Annotated in this window: 18 protein-coding genes and 1 pseudogene; 8 read left to right on the top strand and 11 right to left on the bottom strand. The window is 39.5% G+C overall.

What is annotated here, in order from left to right:
- Positions 1–318 precede the first annotated feature (318 nt).
- Complete coding sequence (locus H6G73_RS06130; protein ID WP_190602293.1) at positions 319–825, bottom strand: pentapeptide repeat-containing protein; 507 nt, start codon at positions 823–825, stop codon at positions 319–321.
- Positions 826–895: 70 nt separating this feature from the next.
- A complete protein-coding gene (locus H6G73_RS06125; RefSeq protein WP_190602292.1) occupies positions 896–2425 on the bottom strand; it encodes an LCP family protein in 1530 nt (509 codons plus the stop codon).
- A 116-nt stretch (positions 2426–2541) separates the two neighbouring features.
- Between H6G73_RS06125 and H6G73_RS06120 the strand changes: the two genes are divergently transcribed.
- From H6G73_RS06120 to H6G73_RS06110, 3 genes are all read left to right on the top strand, one after another.
- Positions 2542–3606 carry a mannose-1-phosphate guanylyltransferase gene (locus tag H6G73_RS06120; protein WP_190602290.1) on the top strand — a complete coding sequence of 355 codons (1065 nt, stop codon included), beginning with the start codon at positions 2542–2544 and terminating at the stop codon, positions 3604–3606.
- Positions 3607–4063: 457 nt separating this feature from the next.
- Entirely contained in the window at positions 4064–5707 is a 1644-nt protein-coding gene (locus tag H6G73_RS06115) for an ABC1 kinase family protein (RefSeq protein ID WP_190602288.1), read from the top strand.
- A gap of 5 nt (positions 5708–5712) precedes the next feature.
- The gene (locus H6G73_RS06110) at positions 5713–6693 is read left to right on the top strand and encodes an ABC transporter ATP-binding protein (RefSeq protein ID WP_190602286.1); all 981 of its coding nucleotides are present in this window, start codon (positions 5713–5715) and stop codon (positions 6691–6693) included.
- Between the two features lie 9 nt (positions 6694–6702).
- Here H6G73_RS06110 and H6G73_RS06105 read toward each other — a convergent pair whose 3' ends face one another.
- Positions 6703–10818: a response regulator gene (locus H6G73_RS06105; RefSeq protein WP_190602284.1), complete on the bottom strand. Its 4116-nt coding sequence runs from the start codon at positions 10816–10818 to the stop codon at positions 6703–6705.
- Between the two features lie 329 nt (positions 10819–11147).
- The gene (gene rppA / locus H6G73_RS06100; protein ID WP_190602282.1) at positions 11148–11831 is read right to left on the bottom strand and encodes a two-component system response regulator RppA; all 684 of its coding nucleotides are present in this window, start codon (positions 11829–11831) and stop codon (positions 11148–11150) included.
- Positions 11832–11905: 74 nt separating this feature from the next.
- Here rppA and hisG point away from each other — a divergent pair, with 74 nt between their 5' ends.
- On the top strand, positions 11906–12550 hold the full coding sequence (gene hisG / locus H6G73_RS06095) for an ATP phosphoribosyltransferase (RefSeq protein WP_190602280.1): 645 nt from the start codon (positions 11906–11908) through the stop codon (positions 12548–12550).
- 84 nt (positions 12551–12634) lie between these two features.
- On the opposite strand, the gene H6G73_RS06090 is transcribed toward hisG, so the two are convergent.
- On the bottom strand, positions 12635–14323 hold the full coding sequence (locus tag H6G73_RS06090) for a potassium channel family protein (RefSeq protein ID WP_190602278.1): 1689 nt from the start codon (positions 14321–14323) through the stop codon (positions 12635–12637).
- A 323-nt stretch (positions 14324–14646) separates the two neighbouring features.
- Here H6G73_RS06090 and fabG point away from each other — a divergent pair, with 323 nt between their 5' ends.
- Positions 14647–15342, top strand: a complete 696-nt coding sequence (gene fabG, locus H6G73_RS06085) for a 3-oxoacyl-ACP reductase FabG (RefSeq protein ID WP_190602276.1) — start codon at positions 14647–14649, stop codon at positions 15340–15342.
- Between the two features lie 321 nt (positions 15343–15663).
- Here the strand turns inward: fabG and H6G73_RS06075 are convergent, their stop codons facing one another.
- A complete protein-coding gene (locus H6G73_RS06075) occupies positions 15664–16815 on the bottom strand; it encodes a homospermidine biosynthesis protein (protein WP_190602274.1) in 1152 nt (383 codons plus the stop codon).
- A gap of 416 nt (positions 16816–17231) precedes the next feature.
- Between H6G73_RS06075 and cobO the strand changes: the two genes are divergently transcribed.
- Positions 17232–17909, top strand: a complete 678-nt coding sequence (cobO, locus tag H6G73_RS06070) for a cob(I)yrinic acid a,c-diamide adenosyltransferase (RefSeq protein ID WP_190602272.1) — start codon at positions 17232–17234, stop codon at positions 17907–17909.
- Between the two features lie 27 nt (positions 17910–17936).
- Here the strand turns inward: cobO and H6G73_RS24940 are convergent, their stop codons facing one another.
- The 3 genes from H6G73_RS24940 to H6G73_RS06055 all read right to left on the bottom strand — a co-directional run bounded on the left by H6G73_RS24940 (position 17937) and on the right by H6G73_RS06055 (position 20293).
- Entirely contained in the window at positions 17937–18548 is a 612-nt protein-coding gene (locus H6G73_RS24940) for a hypothetical protein (RefSeq protein WP_190602270.1), read from the bottom strand.
- Between the two features lie 650 nt (positions 18549–19198).
- Complete coding sequence (gene tsaB, locus H6G73_RS06060) at positions 19199–19843, bottom strand: tRNA (adenosine(37)-N6)-threonylcarbamoyltransferase complex dimerization subunit type 1 TsaB (RefSeq protein ID WP_190602268.1); 645 nt, start codon at positions 19841–19843, stop codon at positions 19199–19201.
- Positions 19844–20044: 201 nt separating this feature from the next.
- Complete coding sequence (locus H6G73_RS06055) at positions 20045–20293, bottom strand: Ycf34 family protein (RefSeq protein WP_190602266.1); 249 nt, start codon at positions 20291–20293, stop codon at positions 20045–20047.
- 87 nt (positions 20294–20380) lie between these two features.
- Between H6G73_RS06055 and H6G73_RS06050 the strand changes: the two genes are divergently transcribed.
- Positions 20381–21631, top strand: coding sequence for a CCA tRNA nucleotidyltransferase (locus tag H6G73_RS06050; protein WP_190602264.1), 1251 nt, complete (start codon positions 20381–20383; stop codon positions 21629–21631).
- 76 nt (positions 21632–21707) lie between these two features.
- Positions 21708–22049 (top strand): ArsR/SmtB family transcription factor, encoded by a 342-nt coding sequence (locus H6G73_RS06045; RefSeq protein ID WP_190602262.1) that lies wholly within the window; start codon positions 21708–21710, stop codon positions 22047–22049.
- A gap of 75 nt (positions 22050–22124) precedes the next feature.
- Here H6G73_RS06045 and H6G73_RS25085 read toward each other — a convergent pair.
- Positions 22125–22289: pseudogene (locus tag H6G73_RS25085) on the bottom strand (Rieske 2Fe-2S domain-containing protein); the annotation flags it as partial.
- Positions 22290–22304: 15 nt separating this feature from the next.
- Positions 22305–22487, bottom strand: a complete 183-nt coding sequence (locus tag H6G73_RS25080; protein WP_390839277.1) for a hypothetical protein — start codon at positions 22485–22487, stop codon at positions 22305–22307.
- Positions 22488–22590: the final 103 nt, after the last annotated feature.

Raw genomic sequence — 22590 nt, 5'->3', positions numbered from 1 at the left:
TCTCTTGCTAGTATTAAACTCAAAGCATTACATTTGGCTATGTTTTATCTAGCCAATAATATTCATACAGAATCTATACAAGATAAGATCAATTATTTTCAATCTATCTTCCATGAACAGAAATCCAGATTATCTAATAATAAATCTGTCTAATAATTGCACAAGCTAGAGATGTTAGCTGGAAGTCAAATTTACAGCAGTTTTCATGTATTTAGACTACAACCTAAATCAATCTATTTTCTACTTTGCGCCTTTGTGTCTTTGCGCGAAACTTTCATTAAAGTTTGGGTTATTTACCTGAAAATAGCTGTAACTATCCTACTTACACCCCAAACTATCCCTTGTTGCCACACCAGTGACAGGGTTAACACCATCAGCCCTTTCACACAATAGCGATACTTGATAACGGTCGATTAAGGCATCACTAAAATCTGCACCTGTGATGTCCGCATCATAAAAACGGCTACGGGTTAAAGTTGCTTCTGTGAAAATAGCATTTTTAAGATTAGCACTATCCAAAGTCACTCTATCAACCAAAGCACCTGTTAAATTTGCACCTTCTAAATTAGCCTTGAGTAAAACTCCTTTAGTTAAAATAGCATTTGTTAAATCTGCTCCTTGAAAATTGGTACCTCGCATTTCTGCTGCGACAAAAGTTCCACCTTTTAAATCAGCGTAGGAAAAATCCCGATTTTCTAAGTTTGTACTACTGTAATTAATGCTGTTAAGTTGAGCAAAAACTGGCTTGGGATTGATGATTAACCAAAACCAAGCCAATAGGAAAATCACAATTAAAGTCAAAATCCGCGTCAAAAATTTTTTCATAACTTCTGATTTATCAGTTTGGTGATGTCAGTTGTCAGGTGTTGAATTTTACTGACCACTGACTAACTGACTATTTCCAATCTTTACCAATCCGAATAGTAATGTCAGATTCTAAATCTCCGGTTGCTGATACTTCAACTTGACCCAAACCCAAGACTTTTTGCAGTTCCATTCCTGTCCCTCTAGAGACTTTTTGGACAATAATCTGTGTTTGGCGTTGGGTATCGGGCCAATCAGGAACAGTGTAGATTTTGGTAAATCCTTTTCCTTTGAGATAGCTAACAACTTTATCAGTTAATTGCGGTTGATTGGAAGCGTTTTGAATAGCAATTCTTAGCTGAGAAACTGAACGATTATCAGGCTTAATATTAGTTAAATTGACACCAGCATAATCAGTTAACAAACTTTCTCGACCAGCTAAATTTAACCAATAGCTATTGGGGTCTTGGCTAAAGCGGCTAAATGTTCCAGGTAACATAGCCATTTGGAATTTATCCTGTTCTACGTTCAGGGAGAAATTAGCCAATGCCATCATTTCTTCCATTTTCAGGTTGGTATCAAAATACTTTCGCATGATGCGAGTTAATTGGGGCAACCTGGGTAAAACGGTAGGACTGTTGAGACGTTGCATTAAGGCAGCAATCAGGGCTTGTTGTCTTTGCACTCGTGGTAAATCACCCAAGCCTTCTTCCCGATATCTGGCAAATTGTTCTGCTTGTTCACCACTGAGCGTTTGCCAACCGCTGACTAAATTCATGGACAAGCCACCAGCTTTGTCTTGATAGTCCATGGCTTTAGGTACAAATACTTCTACACCGCCTAATTGATCAACTAATTGTCTAAATCCACTGGTGGAGATGCGAATATAGCGATCGATGGGAGCATTGTTTAAAGCGCGGCTGACTACCCTGGCTGCCAAAACGGGGCCACCTTTAGCGTTAGCTTCCGATGCCCTGGTTAAACCCTGTTCGGGAATGGCAATCATGGTGTCTTTGGGAATTGATAGCACCCGGATGGTTTTATCACTGGGATTGAGCCTGACCAGTAACATGGAATCGCTTTTGCCCGCAAAACTTTCGGGTGAACCATCTACAGTACCTTTCACTGGTTCAATACCCATGATTAAAATATTCATGGGACGTGATAATTGATACTGAGAAAGTTTAGTCCATAGGTCTCCTGGGACTTTAACTTGGTCTTTGGTGTTGGAACTGAAGTCTTCATCGTTGGCTTGATCTAAGTTACTCCACAGGGGAGTCCACAGTGCCAAGGCGGATACTAATAAGCTGGAAAGAATCATTCCCACAACAAAAGTTAATATCCACAACAACCAACGAGGCATGACTAAGCCTAATCGGTCGTAAAGTTCGTTAGGCAAGGTACCAATTTTGCCAACTACATCCCGAGGATTGTTAATGAGGTCGGTTGGTTTTTCTTTTTCCCGCTTGACTGGGACTTTTTGCGGTGTTAACTGGTTATCTGTTGATTTTTCTGTTGGTTTTTCAGTTGGTTGTATTGGTTGCGGCCTCACCTCTTGCTCTGGTGTAGGCATTTGTTGAGGTGCAACTTGATTATCTGACCATTGAACTTGTTTAATCACAATTTTCTCCCCACTCAACCACTCCCTAAAGGTTTTTCAAAGCAAGTTCCAAGTCTTGCCAGAGGAAAAGCTCACTGTACACTTGTATTGTTCTTCTAGTAGGTGTGTATGACAACATGAATAATTTATTTTTTCCTGTAATTTTAGCCGGCGGTAAAGGTGAACGTTTTTGGCCTCTCAGCCGACAAGACCGACCTAAGCAGTTTCTTTGCCTTGATGGTAGTTCTAGAAGCCTACTACAAGCAACCGCCGATCGACTGTTAAATCTCGGAGGTGGTTGGGCTGATCTATGGGTAATTACCTCTAGTCCTATTGCTCAAGGGGTGAGAGAACAACTACCAGAGCTACCAGAGACAAATTTGCTGATTGAATCACAGGGTAGAGACACTGCCGCTGCCGTTGCTTGGACAAGTTTAGAAATTAAAAAGCGTTATGGAGAAGACGCTATAATTGGCTTTTTTCCTGCTGACCATTGGATTGCTGATCAAGAAGTGTTTGCACACACTTTAGATGCGGCTATCCAGTTAGCGAGTAGTAAAGACGCTATTGTCACTTTGGGTATTAAGCCGACTTTCCCTTCAACTGGCTATGGCTACATTGAACAAGGTGAAAAAATAGGTAGCTTTAATGACCTGCCAGCTTATCATGTCAACCGCTTTACTGAAAAGCCCAACCGGGAAACAGCAGAAACTTTTCTATCCACGGGAAGTTTTAGCTGGAATAGTGGTATGTTTGTCTTTCGGGCTGGGGTGGTTCTGGAGGAACTACATGCCCATGCACCTGAGATTATCGAGCCTTTAGAAAAACAAGGTAGTGATGTTTATCCCCAATTGCCTAAAAAGAGTATAGATTATGCTCTGATGGAAAAGACAAGTTTAGCATACGTTTTACCGGTGGCATTTGGTTGGGATGATTTAGGCGACTGGAATGCGATCGCTCGATTATTAAAACAAGAAAATAACCCGAATATTGAACTGGCTACCCATGTAGGACTAGACACCCAAGGAGCAATTATTTATGCTTCCAATCCAGATGATGTAGTTGTTACCATCGGTTTACAGGATGTGGTGATTGTGCGCGATCGCAATGTTACCCTGATAGTCAAAGCTGAACGCACCCAGGAAATTAAACAAATCCTCAAAACCCTGCAAAGCGATCCCCGATTTACTGATTTACTGTAAAAGTTTAAACCCTTGGTAGAGGCTCAACGGAGTTGATCTCTATTATAACTAGACTGTCTACCGTATTATGTGACAGTTGTACCAGGGTAAAGGTAACAAGTGATAGGGAACAGGAAGCATCTGGAATAGTCTTTCATGGTTTAGGCTGGACGATTCCGTTGCTCTCCTTCACTTTCTCTAACTGGCTCTATCTAAATTAATCATATGCAAGGGTGAGAAAAGAGCAGCAAATTTTCGATATTTAAATTCAAAAATTCAAAATTCCCTTACTAACTATCCCATTTTGCTCAGATACCCATACTTATTGCGGATTTGGTTTAAACTTAAAGTGACCTATATTACAGTAATTCTTCGCAACTTTACCAGCCAATTTGACCCAAAAAACCTGAATAAATCTGGATTGTGAATTTTTAATTAATTTTTAATTGGTATAACTGGTCACCCATAATTCATCACAATGTTCCTCACTCAAACCGTTCCCCGACAACGAGAAATTATTGAAGTAGTCCTTCGCAATGGCTGGGACTATATGCGGAGGTTATTAACTGGTGGTAATGCCGATGAACCCCAATTACCTCCACCAGCGGTACTCAAAAATATCTTGGTCAACTTAGGGCCGGTCTATGTCAAACTGGGTCAGCTACTTTCCACCCGTCCAGACTTACTTAGTGCTGCCTATATTGAGGAATTGTCAACGCTCCAAGATGAAGTCCCACCAGTACCTTGGACAGATATAGAAATATTAATTCGTCAACAACTAAAACGCCCCTTAGAGGAAACATTCATCACCATTAATCCCGTACCTGTGGCTGCGGGATCAATTGCTCAAACCCATCGAGCCACATTAGCTGATGGTCGGGAAGTAGCCCTAAAGGTACAACGTCCAGGAATTGATGCCACCATTACCCAAGATATAGCTTTAATTCAAGGAATTGCGGACTTAGTGGCCAGGACTGAGTTCGGGCAAACCTATGATATCAAAGCCATTGCTGAAGAATTTACCAAAGCTTTAGAAGCAGAGTTAGATTTTACACGGGAAGCTGGTTACACAGACCAACTGCGGCGGAACTTAGCACAAGGTCGCTGGTATGATCCCCAGGAAATAGTGGTTGCGGAAATTTACTGGAATTTGACCACCCAAAAGTTATTAGTGATGCAGTGGTTAGATGGAGTACCCATCCTGTCCGCAGATTTAAACAGCGATAACGGTAAAGATCCCATTGCTAAACGCCAAGCAATGACGAGTTTGCTGTTTCGCATCTTTTTTCAACAACTATATATAGATGGATTTTTTCATGCTGATCCCCATCCAGGGAATTTGTTTTATCTGCGGGATGGTCGCATCGCCTTGTTAGATTGTGGGATGGTAGGCAGACTTGATCCCCGCACCCAGCAAATTCTCACGGAAATGCTGCTAGCGATCGTTGATTTAGATGGGGGTAGGTGCGCTCAATTAACGCTGCAACTAGCTGATTCCCGTCAACCAGTGAGTTTATCTCGGCTAGAAAATGATTATGACCGGATGTTGCGAAAGTATTACAACGTCAGCTTAACGGATATTAATTTTAGTCAGATTATTTACGAAATTTTACAAATTGCCCGCAATAATAAAATTCGCTTACCCAGCAACATGGGTTTATATGCCAAAACCTTAGCGAATTTGGAGGGGGTGGCCCGAACCTTTAACCCAGAGGTAAATTTGTTCGAGGAAATTAAACCCCTGATTACCGACTTGTTTCGTCGTCAGTTATTAGGAGATAATCCAGTGCGATCGCTCCTCCGCACTGCTTTAGATATCAAAAGTCTCTCCCTCCAATCTCCTCGACAAATTGAACTGCTCTTAGATCGGGTGACATCAGAAACTCTGCAATGGAATCTCTCACTCCGAGGATTAGACAGTTTTCGCCTAACCATGGAGAATGCTGCTAACCGTCTTTCCTTTAGCATCCTTGTAGGCTCACTAATTATGGGTGCAGCCATTATTTCCACCAAAGCCACCACTACCCAACTATCACTAGTCAGCAACATTTTATTTGCTGCGGCTAGTTTGTTAGGCTTATGGTTAATCATTAGTATTTTGCGATCGGGACGTTTGAGATAAAGCCTATGTCAATTATCGTCGCTGAAAACCTTAGTAAATTTTATCCAGTGGCGGTAAAAGAGCCAGGTTTTGGCGGTACTATTACCCACTTTTTTCGCCGCACCTACCGTAACATCCAAGCTGTTCGAGATGTTTCCTTTGAAATTGCCCCTGGTGAAGTAGTTGGTTTTTTAGGACCCAATGGTGCAGGAAAAACCACTACCCTGAAAATGCTCACTGGTCTGATTCATCCTTCAAGTGGGAGAGTGAGAGTAGCTGGACATGTGCCTTTTCGTCGTCAAGCAGCATTTTTGCAAAAAATTACCTTGGTAATGGGACAAAAACAGCAGTTACTGTGGGACTTACCCGCAGCAGATTCCCTAAAAATCAATGCAGCTGTTTACAATATTGGCGAAAGAGAATTTCAGCGTCGAGTTGCTGAGTTAACAGAAATGTTATCCCTAGAAGGAAAACTCAATCAACCAGTCCGCAAGTTATCATTAGGCGAGCGGATGAAAGCTGAGTTATTAGCAGCACTGTTACACCATCCCCAAGTTTTATTTTTAGATGAACCTACTTTAGGTTTAGATGTCAATGCACAGGTAGGTGTCCGGGATTTTTTACGGGAGTACAACCAGCGTTATCAAGCGACAATATTATTAACTAGTCATTACATGGCAGATATCACTGCCTTATGTCAAAGAGTGTTATTAATTCATCAAGGTACGCTCATGTATGACGGTAGTTTAGAGGGACTTTTGGAACGTTTGGCTCCCTACCGGGAAATTTACATAGAATTAGCGCAACCTGTACCCCAAGCAATTTTATCTAACTATGGTGAAGTACAAATGGTAGAAGGAAGGGCAGTGCGTTTAATTATTCCCCAAGAAGCACTGACGAAGACGGTATCAAAAATATTAGCTGATTTAGAAGTAATTGATGTCACAGTTACGGAACCACCAGTTGAAGAAGTAATTGGCAAAATTTTCCAAACTGGCTTGGTTTAATCAATATCATCAATTATTAGTAATTATCAATTTTAATTCTGCTTCTACTTGCTGGTAGTCTGTCACAGCCTGGTTTAATAAAGGTGTGGCATCAGTTGTATTGCCAGCACGTCCTAAGGATTCTAATTCTTTAAATATTTTTGACAAATTAGTGGCACCCACGATATTACTACTAGATTTGAGAGCATGGGCTTCTAACTGTAATTGTTTAGCATTATTTTCAACGATGGCAATATTCAGGGAGATTAAGCGTTGAGAGGCATCTTCTAAATACGAATTAATAATTTGAATAAATTCCTCTATCTGATTGTCACAAATAATTTCTCTTAATTCCTGCAAAATTGATTGGTCTAGCACATTATTAATAGTTGGAGTTTGGGGCATTTTGTCTGTGGAGATATTGACTGTATTTTGCTGGAAAATATGTCGATAACAATTCTCTAAAGCACGACTTAATTCTTCCATACGAATTGGTTTAGCAATATAATCATTCATCCCCACCGCTAAACATTTTTCCTGATCTCCTTGCATGGCATTGGCAGTCATCGCTACAATCCAAGGACGGCGGGAGGAAGGCCATTCCTGGCAAATTTCCATAGTTGCAGTTAACCCGTCCATTTCTGGCATTTGTATATCCATTAGCACTACATCATAAGACTGTCTTCGCAAAGCTGTTAATACTTCCAGCCCATTGGCTACAATATCAGCCCGATATCCCAGCCTTTGTAACATGTGCAGTGCTACCTTTTGATTAACAACATTATCTTCAGCGATAAGTATTTTTAAAGGCATCGTTTCTGCCATATGACCATTTAATTGGTTTAAGGCGTGAGTAAATGTATTCACTGGCTGTAGTTGGCTACTAAAAACGCCAAGTAAAATATTAGCTAAATTAGTTTTTTTGATTGGTTTATTTAAATAAGCTGTAACATCCAAATCAGTGATAGGAGGCATTTTACTGCTTTGACCATCACCAATAGATGTTAGCATCACTAACGGTATTTGTTGGTATTTAGATAATTTCTGAATTTCCAGGGCTAGATTTGAGCCGTATGCATCTAAAGTATGTATATCAACAATGGCTACATCAAAATCTTGTTGCTGAAGAAGAGCGATCGCTTCTTGTGCCGATGCCGCTACAATGGGATTCATCCCCAAACACTGAGATTGTTGAATTAATGCTTGCTGATGAATTGTTTGCTGATTAGCAATGAGTAAGCGCTTGTTGACTAAGTATTGCCAATCACTATTAGTTTTAATCAAAGAGGGTTGATTCCCTAAACCAACCACAATAGTAAAGAAAAAAGTTGAACCTTCTCCTACCTGACTTTCAAACCACATCTTACCACCCATCATTTCCGTCAATTTCTGGCTAATTACCAAACCTAAACCAGTTCCACCATATTGACGGGTAGTTGACGCATCTACTTGACTGAAAGGTTGAAATAGTCTGTGTTGTTTATCGCTAGGAATACCAATTCCTGTATCCTTAACATTAAACAGAATTTCGTAAATCTGCTCACTTTCATCTAAACCAACATCGCTTTCTGGTAGGTGAGCTAAAGGACGACTACTAACAGTAACGACAATTTCTCCATGATGAGTAAACTTAATGGCATTACTAAGCAAATTAACCAAAATTTGGCGGACACGAGTTACATCACCTCTAATTAACTCGGCTATCTCCGGACTCATTAAATAAGCTAATTCTAATTCTTTGTCACTGGCTAAAGGTGCAACTAAATCTAAACATTCTTCCACACAATTTCGCAAATTAAAAATTTGTTGATCAATTTCTAATTTACCTGATTCGATTTTAGAAAAATCCAGGATATCGTTAATTAAAGTCAGCATTGCATCGCCACTATTACGGATAATTTCTACAAACTCTCTTTGTAGTGACGTGAGTTCCGTGTCTAACAGTAATCCAGTCATGCCAATTACTGCATTCATAGGAGTACGAATTTCATGACTCATTGTTGCCAGGAATTCACTCTTAGTAATATTGGCAATTTCAGCAGCTTCTTTGGCTGATTTAAGTTCTTCCTCAGCTATTTTTTTATCTGTAATATCTGTAATAATTCCCACAAAACGATAAGGTTGTCCCTGGTCATCACGCAAACATTTTCCTTTAGCTGCTACCCAAATGTAATAGCCTTTGCGATGTTTCATCCTGTAGGTCGTTTGATAAAATGTAGTTTTACCATCTAAATGTTGATTAACTTGTAACCAAACCGATTCTTGATCATCAGGATAGATATTTTCTAACCATGTAGACATATTTTGGGGTAGGGTTTCCTTTTCATAGCCAAGAATTCTCATCCATGTGGGTGAGTAATAAACTTCATTCGTGATGACATTCCAATCCCAAATTCCGTCATTAGTACCAGAAATAGCTAATTCATAACGTTCTTCCCGTTCCCGTAAAATCTTCTCTACCTGTTTACGTCTGACAATTTCTGCTCCTAAATCTGCATTACTGATTGATAATTCTTTCGTCCGCAACTCTACACGCTCTTCTAAACTTTCTTTGGCATTTTTGATTTCCTTAAACATTTGGTTAAGAGCCAAAACCATCGATTTGAAATTATGAGTTAAATCATTAATTTCGGAAATTTTACTATTACTGAAATTGATTTCTTCTTGTCCCCATATTTTTTGAGGTAAATCAGTAGTTAATCTAGTTAATGTGCCAAGGGGTTTAACTAATCTCTCACTAATAATATTGACAACCATTAATGCTAAGATGGCTGTAATGATCATGGTCGCCAATTTTTTTAAATAAACGATTTGTAAATATTTAACTTTCTCCTTAGTTGGTGCGGCAATAATGAGATGAAGGGGAATATCACGGTCTAAAATGGTTTTTTTAACATAAAAAGATTTTTCCCACCTTGACATAATCGGTGTTCCAGGAGATAGTGGTAGCCACTGTTCAATCTCTGAATTGAGTTTGCGTTTTTCTATACCTTGGTCACGAGTGAATTTTTGAAATATTTTTTCCTGCTGAGAATTAGTGGCAATGATGCGGTTTTCTTGGTCGAGAATGTTAATATGAAAGTTGTTGTTATGTTCTAGTTTATGAATCAAGTAATTGATATTTTTTGTGTCTATTTCACCAATAATACACCCTAAGAATTCATCACCATTCATAATAGGGATGCCAATCATAAAGATAGTGCCATCATGGTGATAGGTTTCTGGTGTATCTAAGAAATACACAGGATTTTTTTGATCTTTGATAGTTGCGAATTTAGTCAAATTCACTGGATGACTGTTCTGAGGGTAGTTAGCAACAACTTGACCGATATTATTAGTAATATAAATATGTTTATAGCCAAAATTATTTTGAATGTTTTTAATGGTTGAATTAATTAATTCTAAATTATTAGGATTTTCAATCAGAATATTATCTATTTGCTGGAGAGGTAAAACCGTATTTTTTTTCCAAAATCCTATATCATTAGCTAAGTTAGTAGATAGAGCATTCAAACTGTTGATAATTTCAGTTTCTACATTATCAACAACACGTCTAGCGTCCGTAATGGTGATAGCCATCACGGGAAAAAGAGCAAAGGCAATAAATAAATTAAATAAAGTTTGCTGCAATGAAATTTTATGTTTAATTTTATAACCTTTCAACCATGTAGCTATGGGCAAATAGTTAAGCATTAAACTAGCAATTAAAGCATTAAATAAACCATTAGCAGCTTGCTTGAAAATAACCAAACAAAGGGGCAGTAGTTTAACATGTAAAAGATTATAATAAAAAATAACAACTAAGGTTGAACCAATAAAAACCCAGTAAATACCATCCAATAAAAGTAAATTTGAGCTTTTCCGCCGTAATAGTAATCCTACAAATAATACTTCACAAATTAATACAACCATTGCATAGGGATGTCCCCAGAGTAAATAAGTGTAACTACTACTAATAATGGCGGCAACAGTTCCCCAAAACAGCCCGTAAATAGATAAAGTTAATAAAACAGCTATAGTTCCAAAGAGAAAATCTACACCAAAGAATAAAGTCAACTTAAAATAGTTACCTAGATAAGCTGCTAAAATTAAGAATATGATTCCTAAACAAGATTTCCGCCACAAAATGGATTTTAGAAAATTCATTTTAATTAGGATGGGAATAAGGCAATAAAATTTGAGGCATACTCAATCTATATGTATAGTACATATTTCTCAGTATTTATACATAAACAACAAAGTAGTTAAACGTTTATAACTAGTAAGATGTCATAAAATTATGATCTCATTTTATCGATCACGTTAGTATGTTTAAACACAAGCTTTACAGATATTTAATTACTCCTTATTAATCAAGGTATCCAACAAACCACCGCATAGAGACTGCTGCCAGGGTCAATACGTAAGAAATGCCCAATGGTAGAGGTTTGAGGTGAATTGACTGGATAATTGCTAATTTAGAGACAATCTATGGCTTAAATAGCACCGAATCGATAGCCTTTACCGTAAACTGTATGAATCAGTGGCGACTCCCTCCCCACTTCTACTTTGCGCCGTAACAACCGAATTAATGCGGCAATGACATTGCTGGCTGGTTGTTCTTCATCTGACCATAAATGCTCCATAATCTGAGCATGGGTAAGTAATTGTCCGGCATTTTCCATAAAATATTGCAGCAGCTGACTTTCTTTTTGAGAAAGTTCAATAATTCTGCCCTGACGATAGGCAATTTGATTTTCTATATCTAGTTCTAAATCAGCAACGACTAAATGTGTTTGTGCAGGACTATAGGCTTCTGTACCAGCACGACGTAATAAAGCCCGGACTCTTGCTAACAACTCTCGCAGTTCAAAGGGTTTGACTAAATAATCATCTGCACCTGCGTCTAAACCCTCTACACGGTCATCTAGGGTGTCCTTGGCTGTCAAGAAAAGCACTGGTGTGGCTTTGCCTTGACGACGTAATTCCTGACAAATTTCTAACCCTGTTTTACCTGGTAACATCCAATCTAAAATGAGTAAATCATAACTACCAGCTTGGGCTAAGGCACTGCCACTAGTGCCGTCGTAGGTAGCTTCCACTGTGTAGCCTTCCCTAGTTAAGACACGGCTTAAGGGGTCTGTTAATTCTATTTCATCATCAACTAATAAAATTCTCATGCTGCTGGTAGTGAGCATATAGAGATATTCTCAATATAGTGAATCGCCAAAGGCTAAGGACTTTAATCAAAATAATGCTGACTGTTGCACTACCAAAAGGGGAACTACTAAAACATAGCATCCGCCTACTACAATCTGTGGGATTGGATTTTAGTGCTTTTTTAGAATCTGGCAACCGCCAGTTACAAATTTTAGATGCTAGTGGACAAGCAAAAGGATTGCTCGTGAGGGCCCAGGATGTGCCTGTATATGTAGAATATGGTCAAGCACAACTGGGGATAGTTGGTTACGATGTCTTGCGTGAAAAAAGACCACAAGTGGCACAATTAGTAGATTTGCAATTTGGCTATTGTCGCATGTCAGTGGCAGTGAAAGCTTCCAGTCCCTATAAGTTACCTGTAGATTTACCTGCCCATGGTCGAGTAGCTTCTAAATATGTGAATTGTGCGCGAGAATATTTTCAAGGTCTGGATTTGCCGATAGAGATTGTACCTTTGTATGGTTCTGTAGAATTAGGGCCAATTACAGGTATGTCAGAAGCGATCGTGGATTTGGTTTCTACTGGTCGTACCTTAAAAGAAAATGGTTTGGTGGAAATTGCGACTTTATATGAAAGTACCGCCAGATTAATTGTTCATCCCCTTAGTTATCGGGTGAATATAGGCGGTATACATCAATTAGTTGAAAAAATTAGGGATTCAGTGTTAACAGCTGTTTGATAACTACGAATGTGGAGAAGGGTCAGGAGTATAACTAACACCTTGTTGTGGTATCAGATGTGCCTCATTCTAGCTCTTGCTTTCTCAATCAATCATCTCCTGACCTTCTTCCCGCCATAATTGATTTAACCGATTGGCAGGGATTGTTAAATACAAAACATCTCCAGGGTTAAGAACAGTAACCAGTAAGTCCCAAGCGTGAATAGTTTGGTGATTTGTTTCTACATACAGGGGGACAAAATCGGCAGACATGGCAATATCTTTGACTATTTGACCGCAAAATGGATGGGTAGATGTAATCACTGTGCCAAATGCTACCCACAAGCTATCGGCGGTCATGCCATTACCGATGATTTTACCGCCTAAGGCGGCGGCGGCAAAAGCTGGGGCGGCTAATTCTGCTGGGCTGAGAACGGCTTCAAAATCAAATACTTGCTGGGCCATACCAGCAAAGTCAGGGTCGGCATAATTGACGATGACGGAAATACCTGGAGTTAAGCCTTGGGCTTTCAAGGCAATTTCTAAATTTGTGGCATCATTATTAGTGACTGCAAGGACGGCGGCAGCGGTGTTAATGTTGCTGGCGTGAAGGGTAGTGCGGAAGCTAGCATCGGCATTAATTACAGGAATACCCATACCTCTGGCTGTGCTGACAAAGCGATTATTGGGGTCTGTTTCGATGGCTACGACTTCATGACCACTCATGTGCAGTTGCTGGACAATTTTGATGCCAATGCCGCTTAAGCCACAGATGATGTAATGATGACGTTGAGGTATTTTGGCTGCGTCTAAGAATTGTTTGAGGCGGCTACCTAATACGAAGTCGGTAAGCATAGCATACCAAATACCAATTAGTCCTGCACCAACCAACATGACAATGACGGTAAATAGTTTCACGCTATCTGGTGCATTTTCAACTACTTTATCGTTACCTCCTGCACCTGTAATCATGCCGACGGCGAAATAGAGTGCGTCAATAAAGGAAATATGATGTTTGGTGGAGACAAAAGTAAATGTTGCCATTAAAATAATGACAAGCAGGACGATCGCCATCCCCACTACTGACTGGGCGTGTTTCTGAAACTGTTTGAAGTGAGTAAAAATTTTGAGTATTTTTCTAAAAAATGATTTCCGTTGTGGACGAATGCGGGGTTGAGTGCCGATAATTAAGCGATCGCCTACTTTTAATCTGTGTTCCAGCAAAACGGCAGATACTAAATTCATTTTTCCTTTCACAGGTAAGTAATAGATTAGCATCCGTCTTGGGTCATCCCACAAATCACTTAATTTGCGGCCACACCAAATATGATGTTCGTCAATATATTCTTCTTGAATAGGCCAAGTTTGATCAAATAATTTAATTTGTCCGATGGCTTGACTGCCCAAGGCAGCAAAGGTAAACACTGGTGCTGCTAAACCAACAACACTCATACTAAAATGATTCGCTAAAGTCTGATCCAGACGTTCACCCAAATTCGTATTATAAAAACGATTAATAATCCGAATTTGCGGATTGAGTACCCTGGCTTGCATGACAATTGACAAATTGACTGCATCATCAGAAGTAGCAATAACTAAGGTATGGGCTTCTTCAATCCCTGCTGCTTTCAATGTAGAAGCTGATTGTAATTCACCGATAATGACATCTGGGGAAGTTTCTCCAGCAACGGGTTTGCGGTGAATACCCACTACTAAAGCACCTTGTTGTCTGAGCAAACGAAAGATTTTATATCCGGTTCGCCCTAATCCACAAACAATAATTCGAGGTTTCATGAAACAGCAGCGTAATTTTAATACAAGGCTGCATAATCAGTTTTGTCACTTTATTTTTGCCTAATATTCTCGGATTTGACTGTAACTGAAAACACGAATAATGGGAAATTGTTCCAAATTTATATCTTGAGTCTATTTCGGTAGACAAATATCAAAAATTAGGTAGTTATTACCAGGAAATTTATAAAAGTAATTCTCAATTTTTTGGTTAAAAATCAAATATATAAACCTAAGTTATGGAAAAAATTAATTACGAAAAATGGTATAATGTAGCAGTCCTGTGGCACAGTATTTTCCAAGTCTGCTTTTAGGGGTGCATGAGGATGAAAGGCAAGCAAGTTTTACTCACAGGTGGTACTGGTGGACTCGGTTTAGGGGTGACACCTACGGTATTAGCCCAAGGTGGGGAGGTAACTATTCCCTATCGTAGTCCTAAAGATGTGGAAAGATTAAAAGGGGTGATTTCTCCTGCGGATTTTGCGAGAATTCAATTTATCCAGGCTGATTTAGGAGAGGAAGCAGCCGTAGCTAATATTGTCAGCCGGATGGGTAGGGTGGATGTTTTAATTCATCTAGTAGGTGGCTTTTCCATGGGAAAAACTCATGAATATAGCTACTCAGATTGGCAACAACAATTAGATTTAAATCTCAATACCACTTTTTTAACTTGTAAATACAGTTTGAAAAGTATGGTCGAAAATGGTTATGGACGTATAGTTACTGTAGGTGCCCGTGCTGGTGTAGAACCTGGGGGACTTTTGGCAGCCTACTCAACCGCTAAGGCAGGTGTGATAGCCTTAACAAAAGCGATCGCTAATGAAACTAAAGGTACTAATATTACTGCAAATATCGTCCTCCCCAGTACCATTGATACCCCCATCAACCGGGAAGCAATGGGCGCAGAAAACGCTGACAAATGGGTAAAACCTGAATCTATAGGCCAAGTTATCTGTTTCCTGGCCTCAGAAGCAGCTAAGGATATTCGCGGTGCAGCTATTCCTGTGTATGGTAGCTGTTAATTGAGTATGGGTTTAGACAAAAAATTGGTTTTGCTGATGGAGGAAATGATTTTTGTCTCGCGCATATGCCGTAGGCATTCCCGTTCGCGTTAGCGTCTCCGAAGGAGAAGGTAGACGCAAAGACACAAAGAATAGACTGGTTACCTGTTCCCTATCATCCGCAATAGTTGAGGGGCAGGTGAATATACCTACCCCGCCAGAATTATAGCAATGGCCAAAGTAATGAGGACATCAGAAGAGACTTGTCACACTGTTACCTGCGATGACTGAAAATGTTTGAGTTGCAGTTGTGCACTTTTCTGCCACTAGACCCAAATTTTCTTACTTTCTAATTGGTGTTCCGCAAGGATAGGTAGCCACTTCTTCCGTACCACCAGCACTAACTACTGGATTTGCTTTAGCTGCTAAATAATCCCTTTGGAGTGTCTCCAACAAGGCTGGACGCTGGTCATAGAGACGTTTTAAGGGGCGTGGAGGACACTGATTTAGGGTGTAGGCTGTTACTAACGGTAGAGCGATCGTGCTATCTGTATAACAAACAATGGTATTAGGTAACTCATCCGGGTCAATCTTACCCCAACTCACAGCTTCCGAAGGAGTTGCCCCAGACAAACCACCGGTATCAGGACGGGCATCGGTAAACTGAATAAAGTAATCATGGCCTCGTTCTTCTAAACCCAATACCTCGTGAATTTGCGGTTGGGTTTGAAGTAAAAAGTTCTTGGGACTACCACCACCAATAATCACTGCTGCACTTTTGCCTTCTCCTTCTCTAGCTGCGTAGGCAATAGCGGCTGTTTCATTTACGTCAATAGCGGGATCTAAGACTAACTGAGAACCTTCTAAAGCTAAAGCAGCTACGTTCATGCCAATAGAACTATCACCTGGCGAAGAAGTATAAATAGGTACGCCACATTCATAGGCTGTCGCCAATAAACAAGAGTTTTCTACACCCAATTGCTTTTCCACTTCCCGCACATATTTTCCTAACAGGTAGTGAAATTCAGCTGTTCCCATACGCTTTTGGAAGGGTTCTGCTTGCAAGATTTTGCGGATGAAGGCATCGGTTTCTAGGAGAACATCATAACCAAAGATAATGTCATAAATTCTGATTGTTCCTTCCTGACGCAGCTTCACATCATCTAAAAAAGGACTACCTGCAAATAGTTCAAACCCTAAACCATAGTGCATATCATGGTAAAGATTTGCACCAGTGCTAATCATCCAATCAATAAAACCATTGCGAATCAGGGGTGCTAGGGCAGAAACGCCAAAACCTGCTGGGGTCATAGCCCCAGAAAGACTTACACCCACGGTTACACCAGGAATAAATACATCCCGACTGAGAAGTTGGCAAGCTTCTCTTAACCGCGCGGAGTTGTACGCTGTAAAATAAGTATCAATTAATTCAACTACACCCAGATTACTGGACATGGGAATGGGTGCAATTTTTTTTCCTTGTGATTTTGACATTTTCGATAATGTTGCTTGTAAGTATGCCGCATTTAATGTTATCTAGCTTTCTGGTAATTCTTTCAAGACTTAAGGATACAAAATATGGTCTTGTGGAGCAAAACGAATCAATAGCGCCTATTTGGAGGTAATATGGTTTTGTAAAAACTTATTAACTTAGGTAACGGCTATTCTACTTGTAAGCTGACTATTAATTTAGTCAATCAAGAAAAGTGTCAAAAATTTTTCTGAAAATAGCCATAATAAATTTATCAAAATATTTAAAATATGAATATAGAGTTAATGTCAACCAATTTCGGATTGTTGATGGTAACTGACAACAAAGATAGGGAAATTGAGGATTTTAAATAGATAATTTTAAAACCTCATTATACTTTATTTTTGGCTTCACTTTGAGACGCGGATAAGATTAATTGATGAAAGCTGACACACCAGAAGAGTTAAATTCAGATAAAGAGATTGAGCGGTTAATTGATGAAGTGATGTCATCAGCCCTAAGTGATGAACAATACCGCAAGAAAATGCAACGCCGTAAGGCTATTCAAGACCAGCGTATAGCCGAAGCAGTACCAGAAAAAGGACTAATTATAGTTAATACTGGTAATGGTAAAGGGAAAACGACGGCAGCCTTGGGAATGGTGTTAAGATCCTTGGGACATGGCTATAAGGTAGCAATTGTCCAGTTCATTAAAGGAGCCTGGGAACCCTCGGAAAAACTAGCTTTCAGTGCCTGGGAAGACCAAATCGAGTTTCATGCTATGGGAGAGGGGTTTACATGGGAGACCCAGGATCGCGATCGCGATTTGGATAAAGCCAATGCAGCTTGGCAAAAATCCCTAGAATTTATCCGTAATCCTGAATTTCAGTTAGTGTTATTAGATGAAATTAATATTGCCTTGAAACTAGGTTATCTCCATGTTGATCAAGTATTAGCAGGTCTTGCTGAAAAAACCCCAAATAAACACATTATCCTGACAGGTAGAGGTGCACCAGTATCACTAATTGAAAAAGCTGATTTAGTCACAGAAATGACATTAGTAAAGCATCCCTTCCGCGATCAAGGAATAAAAGCTCAACCAGGAATTGAGTATTAATATAGTAGTCATCCCTGGGGTTTAATTTTACTTAACCTGACGACACATTTGTAGAATTTGTTGATCATTGTCACTTAACCCATTGAGTCGATGATAATCTTTCAAAGTTACAGAATAGGCATAACTGACTGATTCATCATCAACTAAGGGAGGAATTCGACTCGCAGTGGAAATTTCTGTGGCACCAACTTCTCCCGGTGAACTTTTCACAGTCATGGCCAGTTCTCCAGACTTAGCAATTGTGCCTTGAAAACAACTAAACTCGGAGTTAGGCATATACAAAGCCCCTAAAACCCGATTTTGCTGTTTTTGAAACACAATATATCCTTGTCCTAATAGGTTAGGTTTTGGTGATTGACCATAAAGATAGGTTCCATCTTGTTCAGGAAAAGTATTAGAGAATGACTCTGGAATATTGCTAGTATTGTTTGGCAATTCTGAAACGTTCTTGACTAAAGCAACATGTGTAGATTGCTGCTCACTTTGAGCAGTATTTTCTAACGCTGCTGCTAATACTTTAGTCTGCTGATTATCTACACCTAAAAAACTAAGATTTAAAACACTTAGACTAATAACTAAACCAGCTACGGGAAGCTTAAGTTGATGGCGAGAAATAAATTGAGAAATATTGTTAAGCACCGAACCACTCCTGTAAAAAAATCACTATTCTTCTACAAGCCAATCAAATAATAACTAAACTTAGATAATTTAAGATTCCCTCAAAAGTTTTATTTATATATCTGACAGCTAAATTGAGAAAAAACTGCAAAATTGCTGTTTATAGCCTGGATATTCTGAAAATATCATTGTTGTAGTTTCACTAGCTTCACCCAATCGATTCATCCAACGGGGGGATGCTAATTCAATTTCAACAAAGGGGAATTAAATATTTAATAGATATTAAATTTGCGATTTTACAATTCACTTTCAGTCAGAAAAAGACGATGTTTAACCATAGAGGCATATAAAGCAAAGTCTTGATTCTTTTTCCTCCGGTGAAAATTTACCTTGCTTGTCTATGATTAACTACAACAGCCAGGCTCAGGATTTCGGATCAGCAGCTAGAAATAAATTAAAAAATTTTGAAGTTAGTGACTCAAGTTGAGTTACAGAAACTGAAAGACTGTGCCAGTCAGGTTTTCATGATTTGTGATATAGCGATAGACCAGGCAGTTAGGACATTAACTACTGAATTTACTAGATATCTCCGAAAATGAAAGATGCGTTTTCTATAACCCATGCAGAGACGTTGTATAAAATATCTCTACATCTATTACTGGAGAGGTCTATTACACATCTACAGGATGTTGACCGTAATATGGTAAAGCTTCTGACCAATCAGGACGTTTGCCTTGCTGCCAATCTATATAACTTAAGTCTAATATATTACCGACCGTTGCTGCTAATCCAGATGTAGCGGAAATCAATTGATAACTGGTGTGCCAATTTGCTAATGTTTCTTGCCAACCTGAGGGGGTAAACACAGTATCTGGTAGTAAAGCAATGATGCCCGAATTATCAGATGCAGATTGATAAATAGAACCAAATACTTGACCACGTTGTGCTGGCATTTCTACAGCAATAACTTGTTGGGCATTTTGTTTTAATTCTTGCCAAGCGACAGCAGCTAAAGTAGAAACTGCAAACACAGGAATATTTAATTGTTGACCTAATGTGCGAGCGGTAACCACACCAATTCTAGTACCTGTAAACCCACCAGGACCTTGAGCAACAGCAATAAAAGCTAAATCTGCCCAAGTTTGTGGTTGAATAAATTCCATTAAATATTCATGTATATGACTAGATAAATCCCGTCCTAAATTCCAAACTTGCTGACGGGTATCGTCTGCACCATTACTAATTGCTAAACCTAATTCAGGTGTAGTAGTGTGCAGTGCTAGGGCATATTTTGTGATTGGTAGTTGAGTGGTCAAAGCAAATATTCATATCAACCGTTAAAATAAATCATACCCTATGACAGCAAGACAAATATCTTCTGTATGTAGCGTCTGTAGGTGCAAAATAAATGTTCGGTCGATACACCAACCAATAACCTAACATTCCTTCAAAATGCAAACAGGCGGATTTTAGAAAATGCTGAAAAACCCGCCTTGATATTTACACAATTCATAAGTTCACGTAGGCACTAATTCACCTGGACGTAACTTAGACCATTTACCCATTTCTGGTTTAAAACTCAGACAACCAACTACATCCCACTCCATTTCGATAATATCGCCCTTAGTACGGATATTGACATTGATAGAAGGTTCATTGGGGTCAAAGTCTGGGGTTTCAGTTAAATGGGGTTGTTGGTGCTGGGTTTCTACAGCATTGTAGGTTACACAACGGTCTACATAGTGGCAATTCACGCAAATACACATAATAGAACCAACTCCGGGAACCTTGTATTGTTAATCTAGCTTAAGCCACACTATTAATTATGAGTTACTGGATTTATTTTTATTACAATGCCTGATTCCTTTCTCGCACGTCTCGCTGCCGAAAATTGGCCCTTCAGCTTGGAATGTTTACCACCAAATTCTTATATGGTGGGTGGTGCGGTGCGGGATGCTTTGTTAGGCAGAAGTAGGGAATATTGGGATTTAGATTTTGTTATTCCTGGTGAGGCTGTAAAGGTAGCGAAAACGGTTGCTCAACGTTATCAAGCAGGTTTTGTGCTATTGGACGCAGAACGGCAAATAGCTCGTGTGGTGTTTCCCAATGCGACAGTGGACTTTGCTCAACAGGAAGGGGAGAGTTTAACCACTGATTTGCATAGACGAGATTTTACCATTAATGCGATCGCCTATCATCCCCATACCCAAGCCATCATCGACCCTCTTCAAGGTTGTGCAGACATTACCGCTGGTATACTCCGCATGATTTCACCAGCTAATCTCCAGGACGACCCTCTGCGCTTAATGCGGGCCTATCGTCAAGCTGCTCAACTGGGTTTTACAATTGAAGCAGCTACCCAAGCTACTATTCGTTCCCTCGCAACAACTATTAATACCGTGGCTGCGGAACGAGTGCGGGTAGAAATTGGTTATTTGCTAGCTAATTCTCAAGGTACACCTTGGCTAACTCAAGCCTGGGAAGATGGTTTGTTAACTAATTGGTTTCCAAATGCTTGTATTCAGAGTTTTGCACAGTTGGCAGCTATCGATAAAGCCGCTGATGTGTTGGGAGAAAATTGGCCTCAACTAGGGGAAAAATTCAGAGAATATATCCGTGACACTATCAAAACCACCTGGTTAGGCATTGCTAAACTTGCTTGTCTGGTTAACTCTTCTCCAGAATTAGCAGAACAGGAATTGCTGGAACTAAGCTACTCTCGTGCAGAAACTCGCGCTGTTAGTGCTGCTTTGAAATTGTTCCCGCAGTTGACAATACAAGATATGCCCCTGAGAGAACAATATTTTTTCTTTCAAGCAGCAGGTGATGTATTTACGGCTATAGCTGTATTAGCTTTAGCCCATGATACACCACTAGAGGCGATCGCCCCATTCATCCAACGTTATCTGAACCCTAATGATTTGGTAGCTCATCCCTCACCTTTAGTGAGTGGCAGAGAAATAATGATAGCACTGAAAATCCCAGCATCACCAGAGGTGGGTCGCTTACTTACAGAAATAGCCGTTGCTCAAGCGGAGGGTAAAATTGCTACAGTGGCACAAGCGATAAATTTTGCCCAAAAATTAGTGGAAATAGAGAATTAAGCGATAGTTAGTAAAAAAATGATTTTTAATATCACACTATAGTAATATAGTAAAAAAATTTGGTTTTGATTTTTCTATGTTAGTCACATCTCCCCAAGCGTTAACACCAGTTGCTGACTACTTCAAAATGTTGTCAGAAGTTAGCCGTCTGCAAGTTTTGTGTTCCCTCAAGACAGGCCCAAAAAACGTAACGGAAATCATTGCCATTACAGGAATGGGGCAAGCTAACGTATCTAAGCATCTTAAACTTTTAACACAAGCAGGTATTGTTTCTAGACAACCAAAGGGTGCAACAGTGTTTTATCAAATCGTTGACCCAGTGATATTTGACCTATGTGAGTTAGTCTGTGAACGCCTGAATGTACGTTTACAAGAACAAACCCAACAGTTAGAACAACTAGAAAGCCTACGCCGCTAATTTTTTTTCAGCCTTTTTCTGGTAAATTCCGTGGTGGTACGAGTCGTCCATTGTAGAATTGCTGTTCTAGGCGACTCAACTGTAACCAGATTGCTGCAAATATATAGAGGTGCGATCGCTTCTATTCCCACCATTATCATCGAATTGGGGTGCAAAAGTCCAACCGTGCTCAGAATACTCTAACAACCCATCCTCATTAATTCTACCTTCTGAAAGCGGCGCGAGACGATGGGGGCATTGGTCTACAAATGCTAACTAAGATTGAGTAAATTTATCCCACCAAATCACAATATCTTGACCCAACAAAGTAAAAGGAGTAGGTTTTGATTTATCTAAATCTTTAATATAATGAACTGGATACCATGACTCCTGCACTTGGAAAAATTCAGAGTCATTTCCTCCTGGAAGAATTTCTGCCTCTAGTTGTGTATCCATCATAAATTTGGTTATGCAATTATTTTTTATGTGTGCTTTTATATCAGGGACTATTTATCAAATAAATATATGGTTTCCATAACCATTGTAGAGACGTTACATGTAA

This window comes from Richelia sinica FACHB-800, from assembly GCF_014698825.1.
Lineage (GTDB): Bacteria > Cyanobacteriota > Cyanobacteriia > Cyanobacteriales > Nostocaceae > FACHB-800.
Note: the sequence above shows the minus strand (reverse complement) of the source record. Positions and strands in the feature narration are given on the sequence as shown.